Origin of the sequence: Glutamicibacter uratoxydans, assembly GCF_006539925.1 — a bacterium.
Taxonomy (GTDB): domain Bacteria; phylum Actinomycetota; class Actinomycetes; order Actinomycetales; family Micrococcaceae; genus Glutamicibacter; species Glutamicibacter uratoxydans.
In genome coordinates this window covers 19,344-33,498 of sequence record NZ_BJNY01000027.1, presented here as the reverse complement: position 1 = coordinate 33,498, position 14,155 = coordinate 19,344, and the positions used below count along the sequence as shown (strand labels likewise).

The 14,155-nt window shown below is 64.6% G+C and carries 15 protein-coding genes; 4 read left to right on the top strand and 11 right to left on the bottom strand.

The window, feature by feature from the left end:
- Positions 1-320: 320 nt before the first annotated feature.
- The 4 genes from rlmB to AUR04nite_RS16765 all read right to left on the bottom strand — a co-directional run bounded on the left by rlmB (position 321) and on the right by AUR04nite_RS16765 (position 4,627).
- Positions 321-1,274 (bottom strand): 23S rRNA (guanosine(2251)-2'-O)-methyltransferase RlmB, encoded by a 954-nt coding sequence (gene rlmB / locus AUR04nite_RS16780; protein WP_141367270.1) that lies wholly within the window; start codon positions 1,272-1,274, stop codon positions 321-323.
- Between the two features lie 26 nt (positions 1,275-1,300).
- Positions 1,301-2,752, bottom strand: a complete 1,452-nt coding sequence (gene cysS / locus AUR04nite_RS16775; RefSeq protein ID WP_141367268.1) for a cysteine--tRNA ligase — start codon at positions 2,750-2,752, stop codon at positions 1,301-1,303.
- Positions 2,753-2,809: 57 nt separating this feature from the next.
- Positions 2,810-4,042: a 2-C-methyl-D-erythritol 4-phosphate cytidylyltransferase gene (ispD, locus tag AUR04nite_RS16770; RefSeq protein WP_141367266.1), complete on the bottom strand. Its 1,233-nt coding sequence runs from the start codon at positions 4,040-4,042 to the stop codon at positions 2,810-2,812.
- Positions 4,043-4,141: 99 nt separating this feature from the next.
- Positions 4,142-4,627 (bottom strand): CarD family transcriptional regulator, encoded by a 486-nt coding sequence (locus AUR04nite_RS16765; RefSeq protein WP_141367264.1) that lies wholly within the window; start codon positions 4,625-4,627, stop codon positions 4,142-4,144.
- A 354-nt stretch (positions 4,628-4,981) separates the two neighbouring features.
- Between AUR04nite_RS16765 and AUR04nite_RS16760 the strand changes: the two genes are divergently transcribed.
- Positions 4,982-5,515: a hypothetical protein gene (locus AUR04nite_RS16760; protein ID WP_141367262.1), complete on the top strand. Its 534-nt coding sequence runs from the start codon at positions 4,982-4,984 to the stop codon at positions 5,513-5,515.
- An 81-nt stretch (positions 5,516-5,596) separates the two neighbouring features.
- On the opposite strand, the gene AUR04nite_RS16755 is transcribed toward AUR04nite_RS16760, so the two are convergent.
- Positions 5,597-6,277 carry a response regulator transcription factor gene (locus AUR04nite_RS16755; protein WP_141367260.1) on the bottom strand — a complete coding sequence of 227 codons (681 nt, stop codon included), beginning with the start codon at positions 6,275-6,277 and terminating at the stop codon, positions 5,597-5,599.
- The gene (locus AUR04nite_RS16750; protein ID WP_174787900.1) at positions 6,274-7,488 is read right to left on the bottom strand and encodes a sensor histidine kinase; all 1,215 of its coding nucleotides are present in this window, start codon (positions 7,486-7,488) and stop codon (positions 6,274-6,276) included. The genes AUR04nite_RS16755 and AUR04nite_RS16750 overlap by 4 nt, the downstream gene beginning before the upstream one ends.
- A 190-nt stretch (positions 7,489-7,678) precedes the next feature.
- Between AUR04nite_RS16750 and phoU the strand changes: the two genes are divergently transcribed.
- The gene (gene phoU / locus AUR04nite_RS16745; protein ID WP_141367258.1) at positions 7,679-8,332 is read left to right on the top strand and encodes a phosphate signaling complex protein PhoU; all 654 of its coding nucleotides are present in this window, start codon (positions 7,679-7,681) and stop codon (positions 8,330-8,332) included.
- Positions 8,333-8,444: 112 nt separating this feature from the next.
- Here the strand turns inward: phoU and AUR04nite_RS16740 are convergent, their stop codons facing one another.
- From AUR04nite_RS16740 to AUR04nite_RS16720, 5 genes are all read right to left on the bottom strand, one after another.
- A complete protein-coding gene (locus AUR04nite_RS16740; protein ID WP_141367256.1) occupies positions 8,445-9,173 on the bottom strand; it encodes an SDR family NAD(P)-dependent oxidoreductase in 729 nt (242 codons plus the stop codon).
- Between the two features lie 128 nt (positions 9,174-9,301).
- Positions 9,302-9,604, bottom strand: coding sequence for a DUF4193 domain-containing protein (locus AUR04nite_RS16735; RefSeq protein WP_141367254.1), 303 nt, complete (start codon positions 9,602-9,604; stop codon positions 9,302-9,304).
- A gap of 198 nt (positions 9,605-9,802) precedes the next feature.
- Complete coding sequence (locus AUR04nite_RS16730) at positions 9,803-10,549, bottom strand: phosphoglyceromutase (RefSeq protein ID WP_141367252.1); 747 nt, start codon at positions 10,547-10,549, stop codon at positions 9,803-9,805.
- A 126-nt stretch (positions 10,550-10,675) separates the two neighbouring features.
- Positions 10,676-10,987: a DUF2516 family protein gene (locus AUR04nite_RS16725; protein ID WP_307723237.1), complete on the bottom strand. Its 312-nt coding sequence runs from the start codon at positions 10,985-10,987 to the stop codon at positions 10,676-10,678.
- Positions 10,988-11,054: 67 nt separating this feature from the next.
- Positions 11,055-12,218, bottom strand: coding sequence for a trans-sulfuration enzyme family protein (locus tag AUR04nite_RS16720; RefSeq protein ID WP_141367250.1), 1,164 nt, complete (start codon positions 12,216-12,218; stop codon positions 11,055-11,057).
- Between the two features lie 103 nt (positions 12,219-12,321).
- Here AUR04nite_RS16720 and tmk point away from each other — a divergent pair, with 103 nt between their 5' ends.
- Positions 12,322-12,975: a dTMP kinase gene (tmk, locus tag AUR04nite_RS16715; RefSeq protein WP_141367248.1), complete on the top strand. Its 654-nt coding sequence runs from the start codon at positions 12,322-12,324 to the stop codon at positions 12,973-12,975.
- Entirely contained in the window at positions 12,975-14,126 is a 1,152-nt protein-coding gene (locus tag AUR04nite_RS16710; RefSeq protein ID WP_141367246.1) for a DNA polymerase III subunit delta', read from the top strand. The genes tmk and AUR04nite_RS16710 overlap by 1 nt, the downstream gene beginning before the upstream one ends.
- Positions 14,127-14,155 lie beyond the last annotated feature (29 nt).

Below are 14,155 nucleotides of genomic sequence, written 5' to 3'. Positions count from 1 at the left end.
CCAAGCTGACCAGTGTCAACTCGACGTTCTCGACTTGTTCGCCTCGCCGTTACCTCGAACCGTTTCGGTCCGTCCGTAGCAGCGGCGCGAGATAAAACTTTACACGGGTTCCACCCCAACGCAAAATCGGCCATTACCCCACCCCGGGGAGGGTTAATTTCGCGTAAACACGCGGTTTTCCGGCTCTCGCCATCCTGAATTTGAGGCAAAACCCGAAAAACTCGTCAATATGAAGCGGCTCACATACGGCAGAAGGGCTGCAACCAACGCACTTTTCAGTGCGGGTTACAGCCCTTCTGCTACTTGCTTCCCAGCAGGTGCTAGCCCTGTTCTGCGCGCAAGCGGGAAACCTCGTAAAGCGAGATGCCCACCGCCATGGATGCATTCAGCGATTCCATGGCCGAGTTGATCGGGATCGACACAATCGCATCGCAGTTCTCGCGGACCAGGCGGGATAGGCCCTTGCCTTCCGAGCCAACCACGATGCACAGCGGGCCGGTAGCCAGCTCGAAGTTCGGCAGCTGCATGTCGCCGCCGGCGTCAAGGCCGATCACGAAGATGCCGGCAGCCTTGATTTCCTTCAACGCATTGGTGAGGTTGCTGCACTTGGCCACTGGAACGCGGACGGCTGCGCCGGCACTGGTCTTCCAGGCAGAAGCGGTCATGCCAACGCTGCGGCGTTCTGGAATGATGACGCCGTCTGCGCCGAATGCTGACGCCGAACGCACGATGGCGCCGAGGTTGCGCGGATCGGTAATGCCGTCCAGGGCAAGCAGCAGCGGCTGGGTCTTGGTGTAGCCCTTTTCGTAGTCCTTGATGGTCTTGGTAGCCAGCTGGACTGCGTCCTTGTACTCATACGGCGGGATCTGCAGGGCCAGGCCCTGGTGGATCGCGTCGTCGGTCATGCGGTCGAGTTCTGGGCGCGATGCTTCCATCAGCGGGATGCCCTGTTCCGCGGCAAGCTTCAGCGACTCGCGGACGCGGTCATCCACATCGATGCGGATGGCAACGTGCAGCGCCTTGGCAGGGATGCCTTCGCGCAGCGCCTCCACAACGGAGTTGCGGCCAGTGACGAACTCGGCATTGACGCGGATGCGCTCGGTACGGTTCGGGGTGCGGCCGGGCGCGCGCTTGGCAGCCGAACGCTCGGCCAGCTGCTTGTTGCGGTAGGCCTTGTGGTACGGGCGGTCTTCAGCCTTGGGGGTCGGGCCCTTGCCCTCGAGGGAACGTCGTCCCTTACCGCCGCTGCCCTTGGTTGGGCCCTTCTTGCTCATCTGGGTTTCCTTTGTTTTGAAGTCTTCTAGTTGTTCAGCGTCCAGCGGGCGCCGTCTGCGGAATCAAGCACGGTGATTCCGGCGGAGGCCAGCGCGTCGCGGATGGCATCCGAGCGGGCCCAGTCCTTGGCGGCGCGGGCCTCGGCGCGCTCGTTGAGCTGAGCCTGGATCAGGATGTCCAGCACCTTCGCCTCTTCGCTGGCCGCGGCGGCGCTGTCCGCCACCGCATCGTCCAAGCCCAGCACCTGGGTCATGGCAAGCACCTGGCCCAGCGCCTTGGCCACTGCCCCGTCTTCGTGGGCATCCAGAGAGGCATTGCCGTGGCGCACGGTGTCGTGCAGCGAGGCCAGCGCCATCGGAACGTTCAAGTCGTCGTCCATCGCGGCGCCGAAAGCCTCCGGCACCTGGGTCGCGGTGATCGCATCTGCCGCGGCGCCCAGCCGGTAGCGGGCGTTGGAGATGAAGGTGTCGATGCGCTCCACTGCGGCGCCGGCCTCGGTCAGCGAGTCCGGGCGGTAGTCGAGCATCGAGCGGTACTGGGCCTGGCCCAGGAAGTAGCGCACCACGCGGGCATCGGCCAGCTGGAGCATTTCTGCCGGGGAGATGGTGTTGCCGATGGACTTTGACATCTTCTCACCCTCATAGGTGACCATGCCGTTGTGCATCCAGTAGTTGGCGAAACCGTGGCCGGCGGCCGCCGACTGCGCCAGTTCGTTCTCATGGTGCGGGAAGCGCAGGTCCAGCCCGCCGCCGTGGATGTCGAAGTGGGTGCCCAGGTACTTGCTGGCCATGGCCGAGCATTCAAGGTGCCAGCCCGGGCGTCCGCGGCCCCAAGGACTCGGCCAGGAAGCGGTGATCGGGTCACTGTCCTTGTGGCCCTTCCACAGGGCGAAGTCTCGAGGATCGCGCTTGCCGCGCGGGTCGGCGTCGGTGGCCGCCTGCATGTCGTCGATGCTCTGGCGGGTCAGCGCGCCGTACTGCGCGAAGGAGCGCACGTCGAAGTACACGTCGCCCGAGTCGTCGGTGGCCGGGTAGGCGTGGCCGCGCTCGATCAGCGTGTGGATCAGCTCGTGCATCTCGGTGATGTGCCCGGTGGCGCGCGGCTCATAGGTGGGCCGGCGCACGCCCAGGGCCGCGTAGGCCTTGGCGAATTCGTTCTCGAAGCGGTAGGCCAGCGAGAACCATTCTTCGCGCGGCGTGTAGTGCTCGTCGGCAGTGAAGTCAGCCGCGAAGGAGTTGGCGGACTTCTCAAGGATCTTGTCGTCGATGTCGGTGACATTGCGGACGGTAGTCACCGCGAAGCCGCGGTATTCCAGCCAGCGCACCAAGACGTCGAAGACGATGGCGCTGCGCACATGACCCACGTGCGGCATGCCCTGCACGGTGGCGCCGCAGTAGTACAGCTTCACTTGGCCTTCGTTCAGAGGCTGGAAGTCACGTACGGACGCTGATTTGGTGTCATAGAATCGCAAGCTCACGGATTAAAGGTTATCCGAAGTACGCGCCATCTGTACGCCTTATGAGACGAATCCCAATCAGCGCTGGTACACCAGCGCGGTGGCATAGGCGGTGATGCCCTGCCCGGCACCTTCATAGCCCAGCCCGTCGCTGGTGGTGGCGGTCACGGACACCGGAGCGCCGGCGGCTTCGCTGAGCACCGCGTTGGCTTCTTCGCGGCGTGCGCCGAAGCGCGGGCGGCGGCCGACGAACTGCACGGCGATGTTTCCGATTTCGAAGCCCGCCTCGCGCACCAGCCGGGCGGCTTCACCAAGCAGGCGCACCCCGCTGGCCCCGGCGAATTCAGGGCGGTCCACGCCGAAGTGGGTGCCCAAATCCCCAATGCCGCTGGCGGAAAAGAGCGCATCGCAGGCGGCATGGGCCACCGCGTCGCCATCCGAATGGCCGGAGAGCCCGATGTCATCCGGGAAGTGCAGGCCTGCCAGCCACATTTCGCGGGCTGGGTCCTCGGAGACAGCGTGGACGTCGATGCCAGTGCCGACGCGGGGAATGATCATTGGCTGTTCCTTCTTTTCCGGTGCGGTGCGCTGCTGTGCACCGGCGAGTTCTTCAGCGGTGCGCAGGTCATCGGGCCGGGTGACCTTCATGGCCTGCTGCGAGCCGGGGATGACATAGACTTCGATGCCCGCGGCGCGCACAATCGACGCGTCGTCGGTGACCGATTCAAGCTGTTCTTCATCCAGAGAGTCGAGCCGTTCATGGGCTGCACGCAGGGTTGCGGCGTCGAATCCCTGGGGAGTCTGCACCGCGCGCAGGGTGGAGCGCGCAGGGGTGCTGTGCACCAGCTCGCCGGCCTCCTGCGCCTGGTCCACCACGCAGATGGTGTCGGTGACCTCCAGCGCGGGGATGACAGCACGGCAGCCAGGCTCTTTCAGCTGGTCGATGACGCGTTCAAAGACGCTGCTGGGCGTGAATGCGCGGGCGGCGTCATGCACAAGAATGGCTGAAGCCGACTCGCTGGCCCGCGCCAGCCCCGCGCGCACCGAGGCCGCCCGGCTGGGTCCGCCGGGCGTGAAGACCAACCGCCCGCGGTAGCCGGCCAGCGCCGCTTCCATGCGCTGGTCCCCCGGCGGGGTGACGACGACAACCTCGCCGATTCCGGCGGCCGCAAAGATGCGATCCAGTGCGTGTTCAACCAGGGTCTTTCCGGCCACCTGGACCAGGGCCTTGGGCATTCCGGCACCGAGCCGGGTTCCCATGCCTGCCGCAACAAGAATTACCGATGCTCCATGTTGTTTCGCTTCGCTCACGCTTCACAGCTTATCGCGGGGCTCGCCGCGCAGCGGTTAAACAGCAAACCGCGGATGCGCTGTCACGCGCTCCGCGGCTTGAACAAAAAATATGAAGATTTAGGCGGAAGCCAGAACCTCATCCAACAGGCCCTCAGCCTTAGTTTCATCAAGACCCTTGGCTAGAGCCATCTCGCTGATGAGAACCTGGCGGGCCTTGGCCAGCATGCGCTTCTCGCCGGCGGACAGGCCGCGGTCGTTCTCGCGGCGCCACAGGTCGCGGACGACCTCTGCAACCTTGATGACATCACCGGAAGCAAGCTTCTCAACGTTTGCCTTGTAGCGGCGCGACCAGTTGGTCGGCTCTTCGGTGAATTCAGCACGAAGAACGTCGAACACATGGTCCAAGCCCTCCGGATCTACCACGTCGCGCACGCCCACCAGATCAATTTTATCGGCAGGAACCTCGATGGTCAGGTCGCCCTGAGCCACCTTGAGCTTGAGATACATTTTCTCTTCGCCCTTGATCTTGCGCAGCTTGATCTCTTCGATCGTTGCAGCGCCGTGGTGCGGGTAGACAACAGTCTCGCCAACCTCAAAAACCATGTGGATAAACCCCTTTCCCACCTTCAAGTCTACCATGCACCCGATATGATGCCCGTCAAGTGTGCCCCAAATAACCGCGAAATCACGCGGAACTCCCTCTTCCAAACGGAGGAGAAACGTGGTATGAAAATAGTGTGCACATTGCTTGCCACCCCCTTTCCCCTCGGTGGCAGCTTGTCTACAAGTTGTCGAAAAGCGTGTGTTGCACGTCGCTAAATCACGTGTTTGCCCGAAAAACCGCTAGGCTTAGAGGTGATCGCGGCCTAGGAGCACCTTGCCCTTTTACATAAGGTCAGGGGCTGCACCGGGCTGCGAACCCAAGCAACTCATTATTCTCACCGAGGAGTTAGTGTCGTGATCACCGCACGCATGACCGCTGGACGCCGCATTGCCGCGTCCCTCGCTGTGGCTGCCCTGGCATTCGGTGTCACTAGCTGTGGCGCCATCAACGAGCAGTCCACTTCAACCAACTACGCAGCCAGCGATGGAATCAACCTGAACGTTTCCGATGCACAGGTGCGCAACCTGATGTTCGTGACCAACGAGCAGGGCACCGACGCGCGCCTGATCGGCACCGTGGTGAACTCCGGCAAGTCCGACCTGAGCCTGGAGATCAAGGCCGGCAGCGCCGCTGCAGTGACCGTAAAGGTTCCAGCCAACGGCGAGACCAAGCTGGAAGACGACGCTAACAAGACCGTGATCACCAACCTGGGCATCAAGCCTGGCGAGCACGCTGAGACCACCTTCACCACCTCGGGCGCCACCCAGAATTTCTCGGTTCCAGTGGTTGACGGAACCCTGGCCGAATACCGCGCCTTCGTTCCAGGTGGCTACACCGGCACCTCGACCGACCACCTGAAGCCAAGCCCAGCAACCTCGGGCCACTAGGCAGCACAGCACAAAGCCCCGGTTCCTTGTAGAAACCGGGGCTTTTGCGCACCCTGGGTGCTGCGTCCAACAGCGGTCAGGCTAGGCGACGAACTTGTAGCCCAGGCCGCGCACCGTCACCAGCAGCTCCGGAGCCGCCGGATCACCCTCGATCTTTGAGCGCAGGCGCTTGACGTGGACGTCCAGGGTCTTGGTGTCCCCCACGTAGTCGCTGCCCCACACGCGGTCGATCAGCTGCCCGCGGGTGAGCACGCGCCCCGCGTTGCGCAGCAGCATTTCCAGCAGCTCGAACTCCTTCAGCGGCATGGACACCTCGGAATTGTTCACGGAGACGATATGGCGCTCCACATCCATGCGCACCGGGCCTGCGGTGACGACGTTGCTGATCAGCTCCTCGGCCTCGCCCTGGCGGCGCAGCACCGCGCGGATGCGGGCCAGCAGCTCTCGCGAAGAGTAGGGCTTGGTGACGTAGTCGTCGGCGCCGAGCTCCAGGCCCACCACCTTGTCGATCTCCGAGTCCTTAGCGGTGAGCATGATGACCGGCACCTGGCTGGTGGCCCGGATCTGGCGGATCACCTCGGTGCCCGGCTGGCCGGGCAGCATCAAATCGAGCAGCACCAGGTCGGCGCCGTGGCGCTCGAACTCGGTGACCGCCACAATCCCGTCGTCGGCAACCCTGACCTCGAAGCCCTCGCGTTCGAGCAGATAGGACAGCGGGTCCGAGAGCGATTCCTCGTCCTCGACGATCAAGATGCGGGTCATCGGCGTCCTCCTTCACGGTTTTCCGCCGCTGCGGCAACCGCTTGTTTCTTCTTCATATCTGCGGCCGGCTCGATCACAAGAGCCGGTTCTTCATCCATCATGGGAAGTCTGAGCGTGAACGTTGAGCCCTGCCCGGGCTGGGACCACAGCGTCACTTCGCCGCCGTGGTTGGCCAGCACATGCTTGACGATGCTCAAGCCGAGGCCCGTGCCGCCGGTCTGCCTCGAACGGGCGCCGTCCACCCGGTAGAAGCGCTCGAAGATGCGCTCCTGGTCCTCCGCGGAGATGCCCGGGCCCTGGTCGGTCACCGAGATCTGGGCATAGCCGTCGCGCTGGCGCACGCCCACCCCGACGGTGGTGTTCGGCGGCGAATAGCGGATCGCATTGTCGATCAGGTTGCGCAGGGCTGTCATCAGCAAATCCGGGTCTCCATGCAGCGGCTCGGCGAGCTTCCCGCCCACCGACACCGTGATGCCCTTCTCCTCGGCCAGCAGCTTGTTGCGGTCCACCGCCTCGGCAATCACCGGGTCGATGGTGAACTCGCGGCCGTGGGAAATCACGTCGCTTGACTGCAGCCGGGACAGCTCGATGATGTCCTGTACCAGGGCGGCCAGGCGCCGGGACTCCTTACCCATGCGGGTGGAGAAGCGCACCACCGCCTGCGGGTCGTCGGCCGCCTCGCTGATGGCTTCGGCCAGCAGCGAGATCGCGCCCACCGGGGTCTTCAGCTCATGGGAGACGTTGGCGACGAAGTCGTTGCGCATGGCCTCGGTGCGAGTAATCTCGGTGCGGTCGTCCGCCAGCAGCAGGATGTATTCGTCGCCCAGCGGCGCCACGCGCACGTGGACGATCAGCTGGCCTGCGCCCAGGGTGGCGCGCTGCAACTCGTACTGGCTTTCGGCGATGACCCCGTCGGCGCGCACCTGGCGCACCAGGGAGAGCAGCTCGTCGTGCACCAGCGTGTGGCCGCGGACCAGCCCATAGGCGTAGGACGCGGGGTTGGCGCGGACCACTCCGTCGACGTCGTCGAGAATCACGAAGGCGCGGCCGATCACTGAAAGCACCGCGGCGGCGCCTTCGGGCAGCACAGGCTCGTCGACCTGCGGCAGCCGGGCGGCGCGGCGCTGCGAAATTCGGAAGGCCACCACGCCGACGATGCCCAGCGCCAGGCCGAGCACACCGGCAATCAGGGCCGAAATTACTTCGTTCACATCTTTAGACTATCTGTGATTGCCCGCGGCGCCGCCCCAAGAAGACGCGAAAACAGCCAAATCGGCCAGCTGTTCACCAAACGTTCACCTTTCTGGGAATATTCGTTAATCCCCCGCTGACATTCTTTACTCAGACCCTCCACCATGCCCAAAATCATGGGGCAATTCCGAACCTCGAAAGGGAATGTACGTGCGCAAAGTATTTCAGGCAGATCTGCAACAGATCGGCGAAGAGCTGATCGAGATGGCCAACCGCGTGGCCACCGCCATGGACCGGGCCTGGGACTCGCTGGCTAACGCCGATGTGGAGCTGGCCCAGGAGGTCATCGCCGCCGACGCGAAGATCGACTTCATGCAGAACCAGCTGGACGAGCGCGCCATCGACACCCTGGCGCTGCAGGGGCCGGTAGCCTCGGACCTGCGCATGATCGTCGGCTCACTGCGCATGAGCGCATCGCTGGAGCGCATGGGAGATTTGGCCCGCCACCTGGCGCAGCTGACCCGCCTGCGCTTCCCGCGCCGTGCGCTGCCATCCGAGATCACCGGCACCTTCTCCGAAATGGCGCAGATCGACATCCAGATCGCCAAGGCCGTGGCCGAGCTGCTGGACACCCGCGATCTGAAGATCGCCCGCGACATCATTGAGCTGAACCACAAGCTGGACCGCCTGCATGCCAGCGTCTTCACTCAGATTGCCGACGAAGCGTGGAGCGCCAGCGCGCCGACCACCGTGGACGTGTCGCTGACTAGCCGCTACCTTGAGCGCTTCGGCGACCACGGCGTCTCGGTGGCCCGCAAGGTCACCTACCTGGTGACCGGCGAATGGGATCCTTCCGAGCTCTAGGCCCACAAGCCTCAACACCGTCTAGGCGGACGCACCGCTGCCACCCCGGCTTTTGGCCAGGTGGCAGCGGCGCGGTGTTTAACGCCCGGGAACCGGCAGGCTTTCCAGGGGGCTACATTCCGCCCGCGACGCGGAGCGTCGCCCCGGTGGTGTAGGAGGCTTCAGCGGAAAGCAGCCAATTCACCGCTCCGGCGATTTCTGCAGGGTCCCCGGGCCTGCTCAGGGGAATCGAGCTGGCGACTTTTGCAGGGCGCTGCGGGTCTTGGTGGAAGCCTGTCCACACCGTCCCCGGCTCCACGCAGTTCACCCTGATTCCGGAACCTGCAAGTTCCTTGGCAAGCCCAGCAGCCAGGGCGGCGGTTCCGGCCTTGGCCGCCGCATAGTGGACATAGGTCCCCGGGCTTCCGGTGGTCGAGGCGGCTGAACCGATCAAGACCAGCGAACCACTGGTTTTGGCAAGGTAGGGGACCGCCGCCCGGGCAGTCAGCACCGGCCCGAGCAGGTTGACCTCCAGATCGCGGCGGATCTGATCGGGTTCCAAGTCGACGAGGGCGCCCACAGCCTCCACCGCGCCGGCCGAGGCGACGACTCCAGCCAATGGTCCAAGTGCCTCGCCTGTCTTGAAAAACTCTGCCAGCGATCCGGCGTCGGTGATGTCCACGCTGGCGGTTGCCGCCAGCCGTCCCGAGGACCTCACCCGTTCGGCTAGTTCCTCGGCTGCGGCTTGGCCGCTGCGGTAGCCGATGAGCACATCATGCCCCGCGGCGGCTACGCGTTCCACGATGGCTGCGCCGATGCCCCTCGCTCCCCCGGTCACCGCGATCACTGTTGTAGATTGCATTCGCTCATCCTATCCGCGAAAAAGCACGGCGGCCGTCGGGCGTACTTAAAAGCGAAGGGCCGCCCGAGATGGGCGGCCCTTCGCTAGCCGTGTGGTGCGCAAGCGCAGGACACGGCACTAGTACAGTCTTAGCCTTCGCATTCGACGCAGAAGCCTACGCCGTTGTCTTCACGAACCAGCTGCGAACGGTGGCGGATCAGGAAGCACGAGCCGCAAATGAACTCGTCGTCCTTCTGTGGAATGACCGTAACGGTCAGTTCCTCGTTGGACAGGTCTGCACCTGGCAGATCCATGCCGTCGGTGTGGTCGGCCTCGTCGAGCTCGCGCACCACGGACTTGGCGTCTGGTGCGTTAGCGGACTTGACCGCATCCAAAGAAGCCTTGCGCGCCTCGGCGACGTCCGGGCGGACTTCATCGTAATCAGTTGCCACGAATTGCATTCCTAACGTGAGCCATTGAGCCTATTCGAAATAGGAGATTACAGCATAGTAATGCCAAAAAGACAATCGTGCGCAATGGTTTCGCTCACAGCCGGATACTTTGTGGTTGCCTGCCGTTTAACTAGGGCGGCGGTGCACCGGTCCGCGCTGTGAAAAAGCGCTGACCGGCGCACCGCCGAAAAGCGTGGTCTACTTGCGACCCTGGTTCGCGACAGCCTGGATTGCCTCGGCTGCTGCTTCTGGATCCAGGTAGGTTCCGCCGGCGGTGATCGGCTGGAAGTTGTCGTCCAGTTCATAAACCAGCGGAATGCCGGTGGGGATGTTCAGTCCGGCAATGGCTTCGTCGCTGATGTTGTCCAGGTGCTTGACCAGGGCGCGCAGCGAGTTGCCGTGGGCGGTGACCATGACGGTCTTGCCTGCCGACAGGTCTGCCTTGATGTTGTTCTCCCAGTAGGGCAGCAGGCGCTCAAGCACGTCCTTGAGGCATTCGGTGCGCGGAGCCGAGTCGCCTAGTGATGCGTAGCGCTCGTCTCCGATCTGGCTGAACTCGGAATCGTCGGCCAAGGCTGGAGGCGGGGTGTCGTAGCTGCGGCGCCACTGCATGAACTGGTCCTCGCCGAACTCTGCAAGGGTCTGCGCCTTGTCCTTGCCCTGCAGCGCACCGTAGTGGCGCTCGTTCAGGCGCCAGTCGCGGTTGACCGGGATCCACGAACGGCCGGCGGACTCAAGCGCCAGGTTTGCGGTGACGATGGCACGGGTGAGCAGCGAGGTGTGCAGCACCTCCGGCTTGTAGCCAGCCTCGGCCAGCAGCTTGCCGCCGCGAGTAGCCTCGGCACGGCCCTTCTCAGTCAGGGTAACGTCGTACCAGCCGGTGAAAAGGTTCTTCTCGTTCCATTCGCTCTGTCCATGGCGAAGCAAGATCAAAGTGTGACTCATGCTTCTTATCTTATCCAATGCCTTTGATCTGCAGTCGCGAAGATAACCCCAATCACAAAACCCGGGTCCGGACGCTCGCTGCGTCCGGACCCGGGTTCAAAGATTTAAAGTTCACAGGCTCTGCGGCTAATAGCCGTACCAGCCGCCCTTGCCGCTGACTGCAGGCTTCACATCTGCCAGGTAGACGCACACAATGCAGGCTGCGACCAGCTGTAGGATGCCGCCGCTGATGCTCAGCAGGGACAGCAGCGCCACAGCGGTGCTTCCCACCGTGAGTCCAGTCCAGAAGCCCTTGGTCCGCTTGCCCTCTTGGATAAAGCGGTCAGCAGGGTGGCGCAGGCAGTCGACCAGCGCCCACACGGCGAGCGCGACGATGGCCAAGCCGAGGGCGAAGAGCATGTAGTACTCGATCATCTGTGCCATTTTCATGAACTGCATGCCTTTACCTTACCTTTGCGTGCTGGCCGGGGAACACAATGCCACGCGGCCCGCTTCCGGCGACTGGCTAAATCCTGTTCAGGGCGTCGGACAGATCGTTCCACAGGTCTTCCACCGCTTCAATGCCCACCGAGAGCCTGATCAGGTTCTCCGGGATGCTTTCCGGTTCCGAGGCGTGGCGCGCCCGGCGTTCGGCCAGGGTTTCCACTCCGCCCAGCGAGGTGGCGCCGGTGATGAGCTTGAGCCGGGAGATCACCTTGTCCGCATCCGCCGCGCGTTCCCCGGCCTGGAAGGCGATGACCGAGCCGAAGTTGTAGCCGCCGAGCTGGCGTTCTGCCCGTTCATGGCCGGGGTCATCGGGCAGCCCCGGATAGCGCACGCCGCTGACATTCCGGTGCTCGGAGAGCCGCTGGGCGAGGATCTGGCTGTTGGTATGGGAGCGTTCCAGCCGCACTGACAGCGTGCGCACCCCGCGCAGGGCAAGGAAGACGTCCATGGGCGAGGCGATGGCGCCGTGCAGCGTGCGGTAGCCGTGCACCGTGGCGTGCAGCTTCTCGTCGCTGGTGACCACCGCTCCCAGGATGACATCCGAGTGGCCGGAGAGGTATTTGGTCACCGAGTGCACCACCACATCGGCCCCCAGGCTCAGCGGCCGCTGCAGCAGCGGCGTGGCGAAGGTGTTGTCCACGATGCTCAGGATGCCGCGCTTCTTGGCTTCGGCCAGCAGCGCCGGCAGGTCAGCCACCTCCAACATCGGGTTGGTGGGCGATTCAACCCACAGCGCTGCGGCCCCGTCGAGCGCCGCGATGACTTCCCCGGTGTCCGCGATGTCCACCAGGCGGATCTCCAGGCGCCCGGCATCCGCCAGTTCCCGGCTCAGGCTCAGCGAGCCGTTGTAGGAATGGCGCGGCATCACCAGTACGCCGCCGGCGGGAACCAGCGCCAGTGCGGCGACAATGGCCGCCATCCCTGAAGAGAACACCAGCGCCGGGAGCTGTGCTTCCTCCAGCTGGCCCAGCACCTCTTCAAAGGGGTCCCAGGTGGGGTTCGAGAAGCGGGCGTAGACCTTCTCCCCCGGGGCCGCCACGCCCTGGGAATGGAAGGTGGAGGTAAACGTCACCGGGTGGTTCACCGCCGCATCCACGCCGTGGGCCGGGCGTCCGCCGGCAACGAGCAGGGTGCGCGGATCCCAGGCGGATTCCGGCTGCGAGGCTTCAAGAGGGTTGGTCATATCCACCAGCGTACGCCCGCCGATCGCGCGGGCGCCCCAGCGTTTCGATTCATTGCGAGGGTGGCAAACAGGCAACCTGGGGCCTGTTCGTTAGGCTAGTGGGGTGAGTATCGATTCCCCTGTTTCCGCGCGCGGCCTGTTCATCGTCTTCGAAGGCGGCGACGGCGCCGGCAAGTCAACCCAGGTGCAGCGCACCAAAGCCTGGCTTGAAGCCCGCGGCGCCAACGTCCTGACGACCAGGGAGCCCGGTGGCACCCAGATCAGCGAGGAACTGCGCGCCCTGGTCCTGGAGCACGGACACGGCGAGGTCGATGCCCGCACCGAGGCGCTGATGTATGCGGCGGCCCGCGCCGCCCACGTCCAGCAGGTCATCATCCCGGCCCTGGAATCCGGCACCCACGTGATCTGCGACCGCTTTGTCGATTCTTCCCTGGCCTACCAGGGCGTCGGGCGCGGGCTGGGCATCGAGGCGGTGGCCGCCATCAACAACTTCGCCACCGGCGGCCTGGTCCCTGACGCGACGGTGCTGCTTGACATCTCCGCGGCCGACGGCAGGGCGCGGCGCATCGCCGCCACCGGCGGAGTCGAGGAATCCGACCGCCTGGAATCCGAGCCCGACGAGTTCCACGAACGCATCCGCAGCGCCTTCCATGACCTGGCTTCCCGCGCCCCGCAGCGCTACCTGGTCATCGACGCAGCACAGGGCGTCGAGGCGCTGCAGCAGCAGATCATCGGACACCTGGCAGGGCTGCTCTAATGCGCCCGGTCTTCTCCGAGCTGGCAGGCCAGCAGCGCGTCATCGCCACCCTGACCGAGCAGGTGGACCAGGGCCAGCCCACCCATGCGTGGCTGTTCACCGGCCCCCCGGGCTCGGGGCGCACCACCGCGGCCCGCGCCTTTGCCGCGGCCCTGCAGTGCACGCAGTCTCCTGCCGGCTGCGGACAGTGCCCCACCTGCCTGGCGGTCATCGGCGGCAGGCATCCGGACGTCGCCTTCATCTCCACGCAGAAGTTCGAATACCAAGTCAGGGACGTCCGCGAGATCATCACCCAGGCCCAGGACAAGCCGTCCCAGGCCCGCTGGCGCATCATCATCATTGAAGATGCCGACCGCATGACCGAACGCAGCGGCAATGTGATGCTCAAGGCCATCGAAGAGCCGCCGGCGAACATGATCTGGATCCTGTGCGCCCCGTCCCCCGCCGACGTGCTGGTGACCATCCGCTCGCGCTGCCGCGCGGTGAACCTGTCGATTCCCTCCACCGAAGAGGTCGCCCAGCTGCTGGTGCGCCGCGACGGGCTGGATCTTGAGCTGGCCCGCTTCGCAGCGCGCGCCGCCCAGTCGCATATCGGCGTTGCCAGGATGCTGGCCAAGGACGAGGCCGCCCGGGCGCAGCGTGAAAATGTTGTGACCCTGCCGCTGCGGGTGACCACGCTGCCCAAGGCCATGGCGGCGGCCGCGGACATCGCCAAGCTTTCGGCCGAGCGCACCGAACAGATCACCGGAGCCGACCTGCAGCTCAAGGTCTCCGAGCTGCGCCGGGCCAATGGCCTGGGCGAGGAGGAGAACATCCCCGCCGGGCTGCGCGGCCAGTTCAAGGAGCTGGAAGAGAACGCCAAGCGCTTTGCCCGACGTGCTAGCTTCGATGCCATCGACCGCACGCTCACGGATCTGACGACGTTCTTCCGCGATGTGCTGACCCTGCAGCTGAAGACCGGCACCGAGCTGGTCAACGAGCACCTGCGTGAGAAGCTGGCGCACTATGCGGCCGGCCAGAGCAAGGAGAAGACGGTGTCCCAGATCGACGCCATCGACCAGGCCCGCAAGCGCATCGCGTCAAACGTCAACCAGCTGGTGGCGCTAGAAGCGCTGATGACCCGGCTGCTGCAGAACCCCGGCAAGCGCTGATCCGCCCGCCGCAGAAGCACATCCCCCAA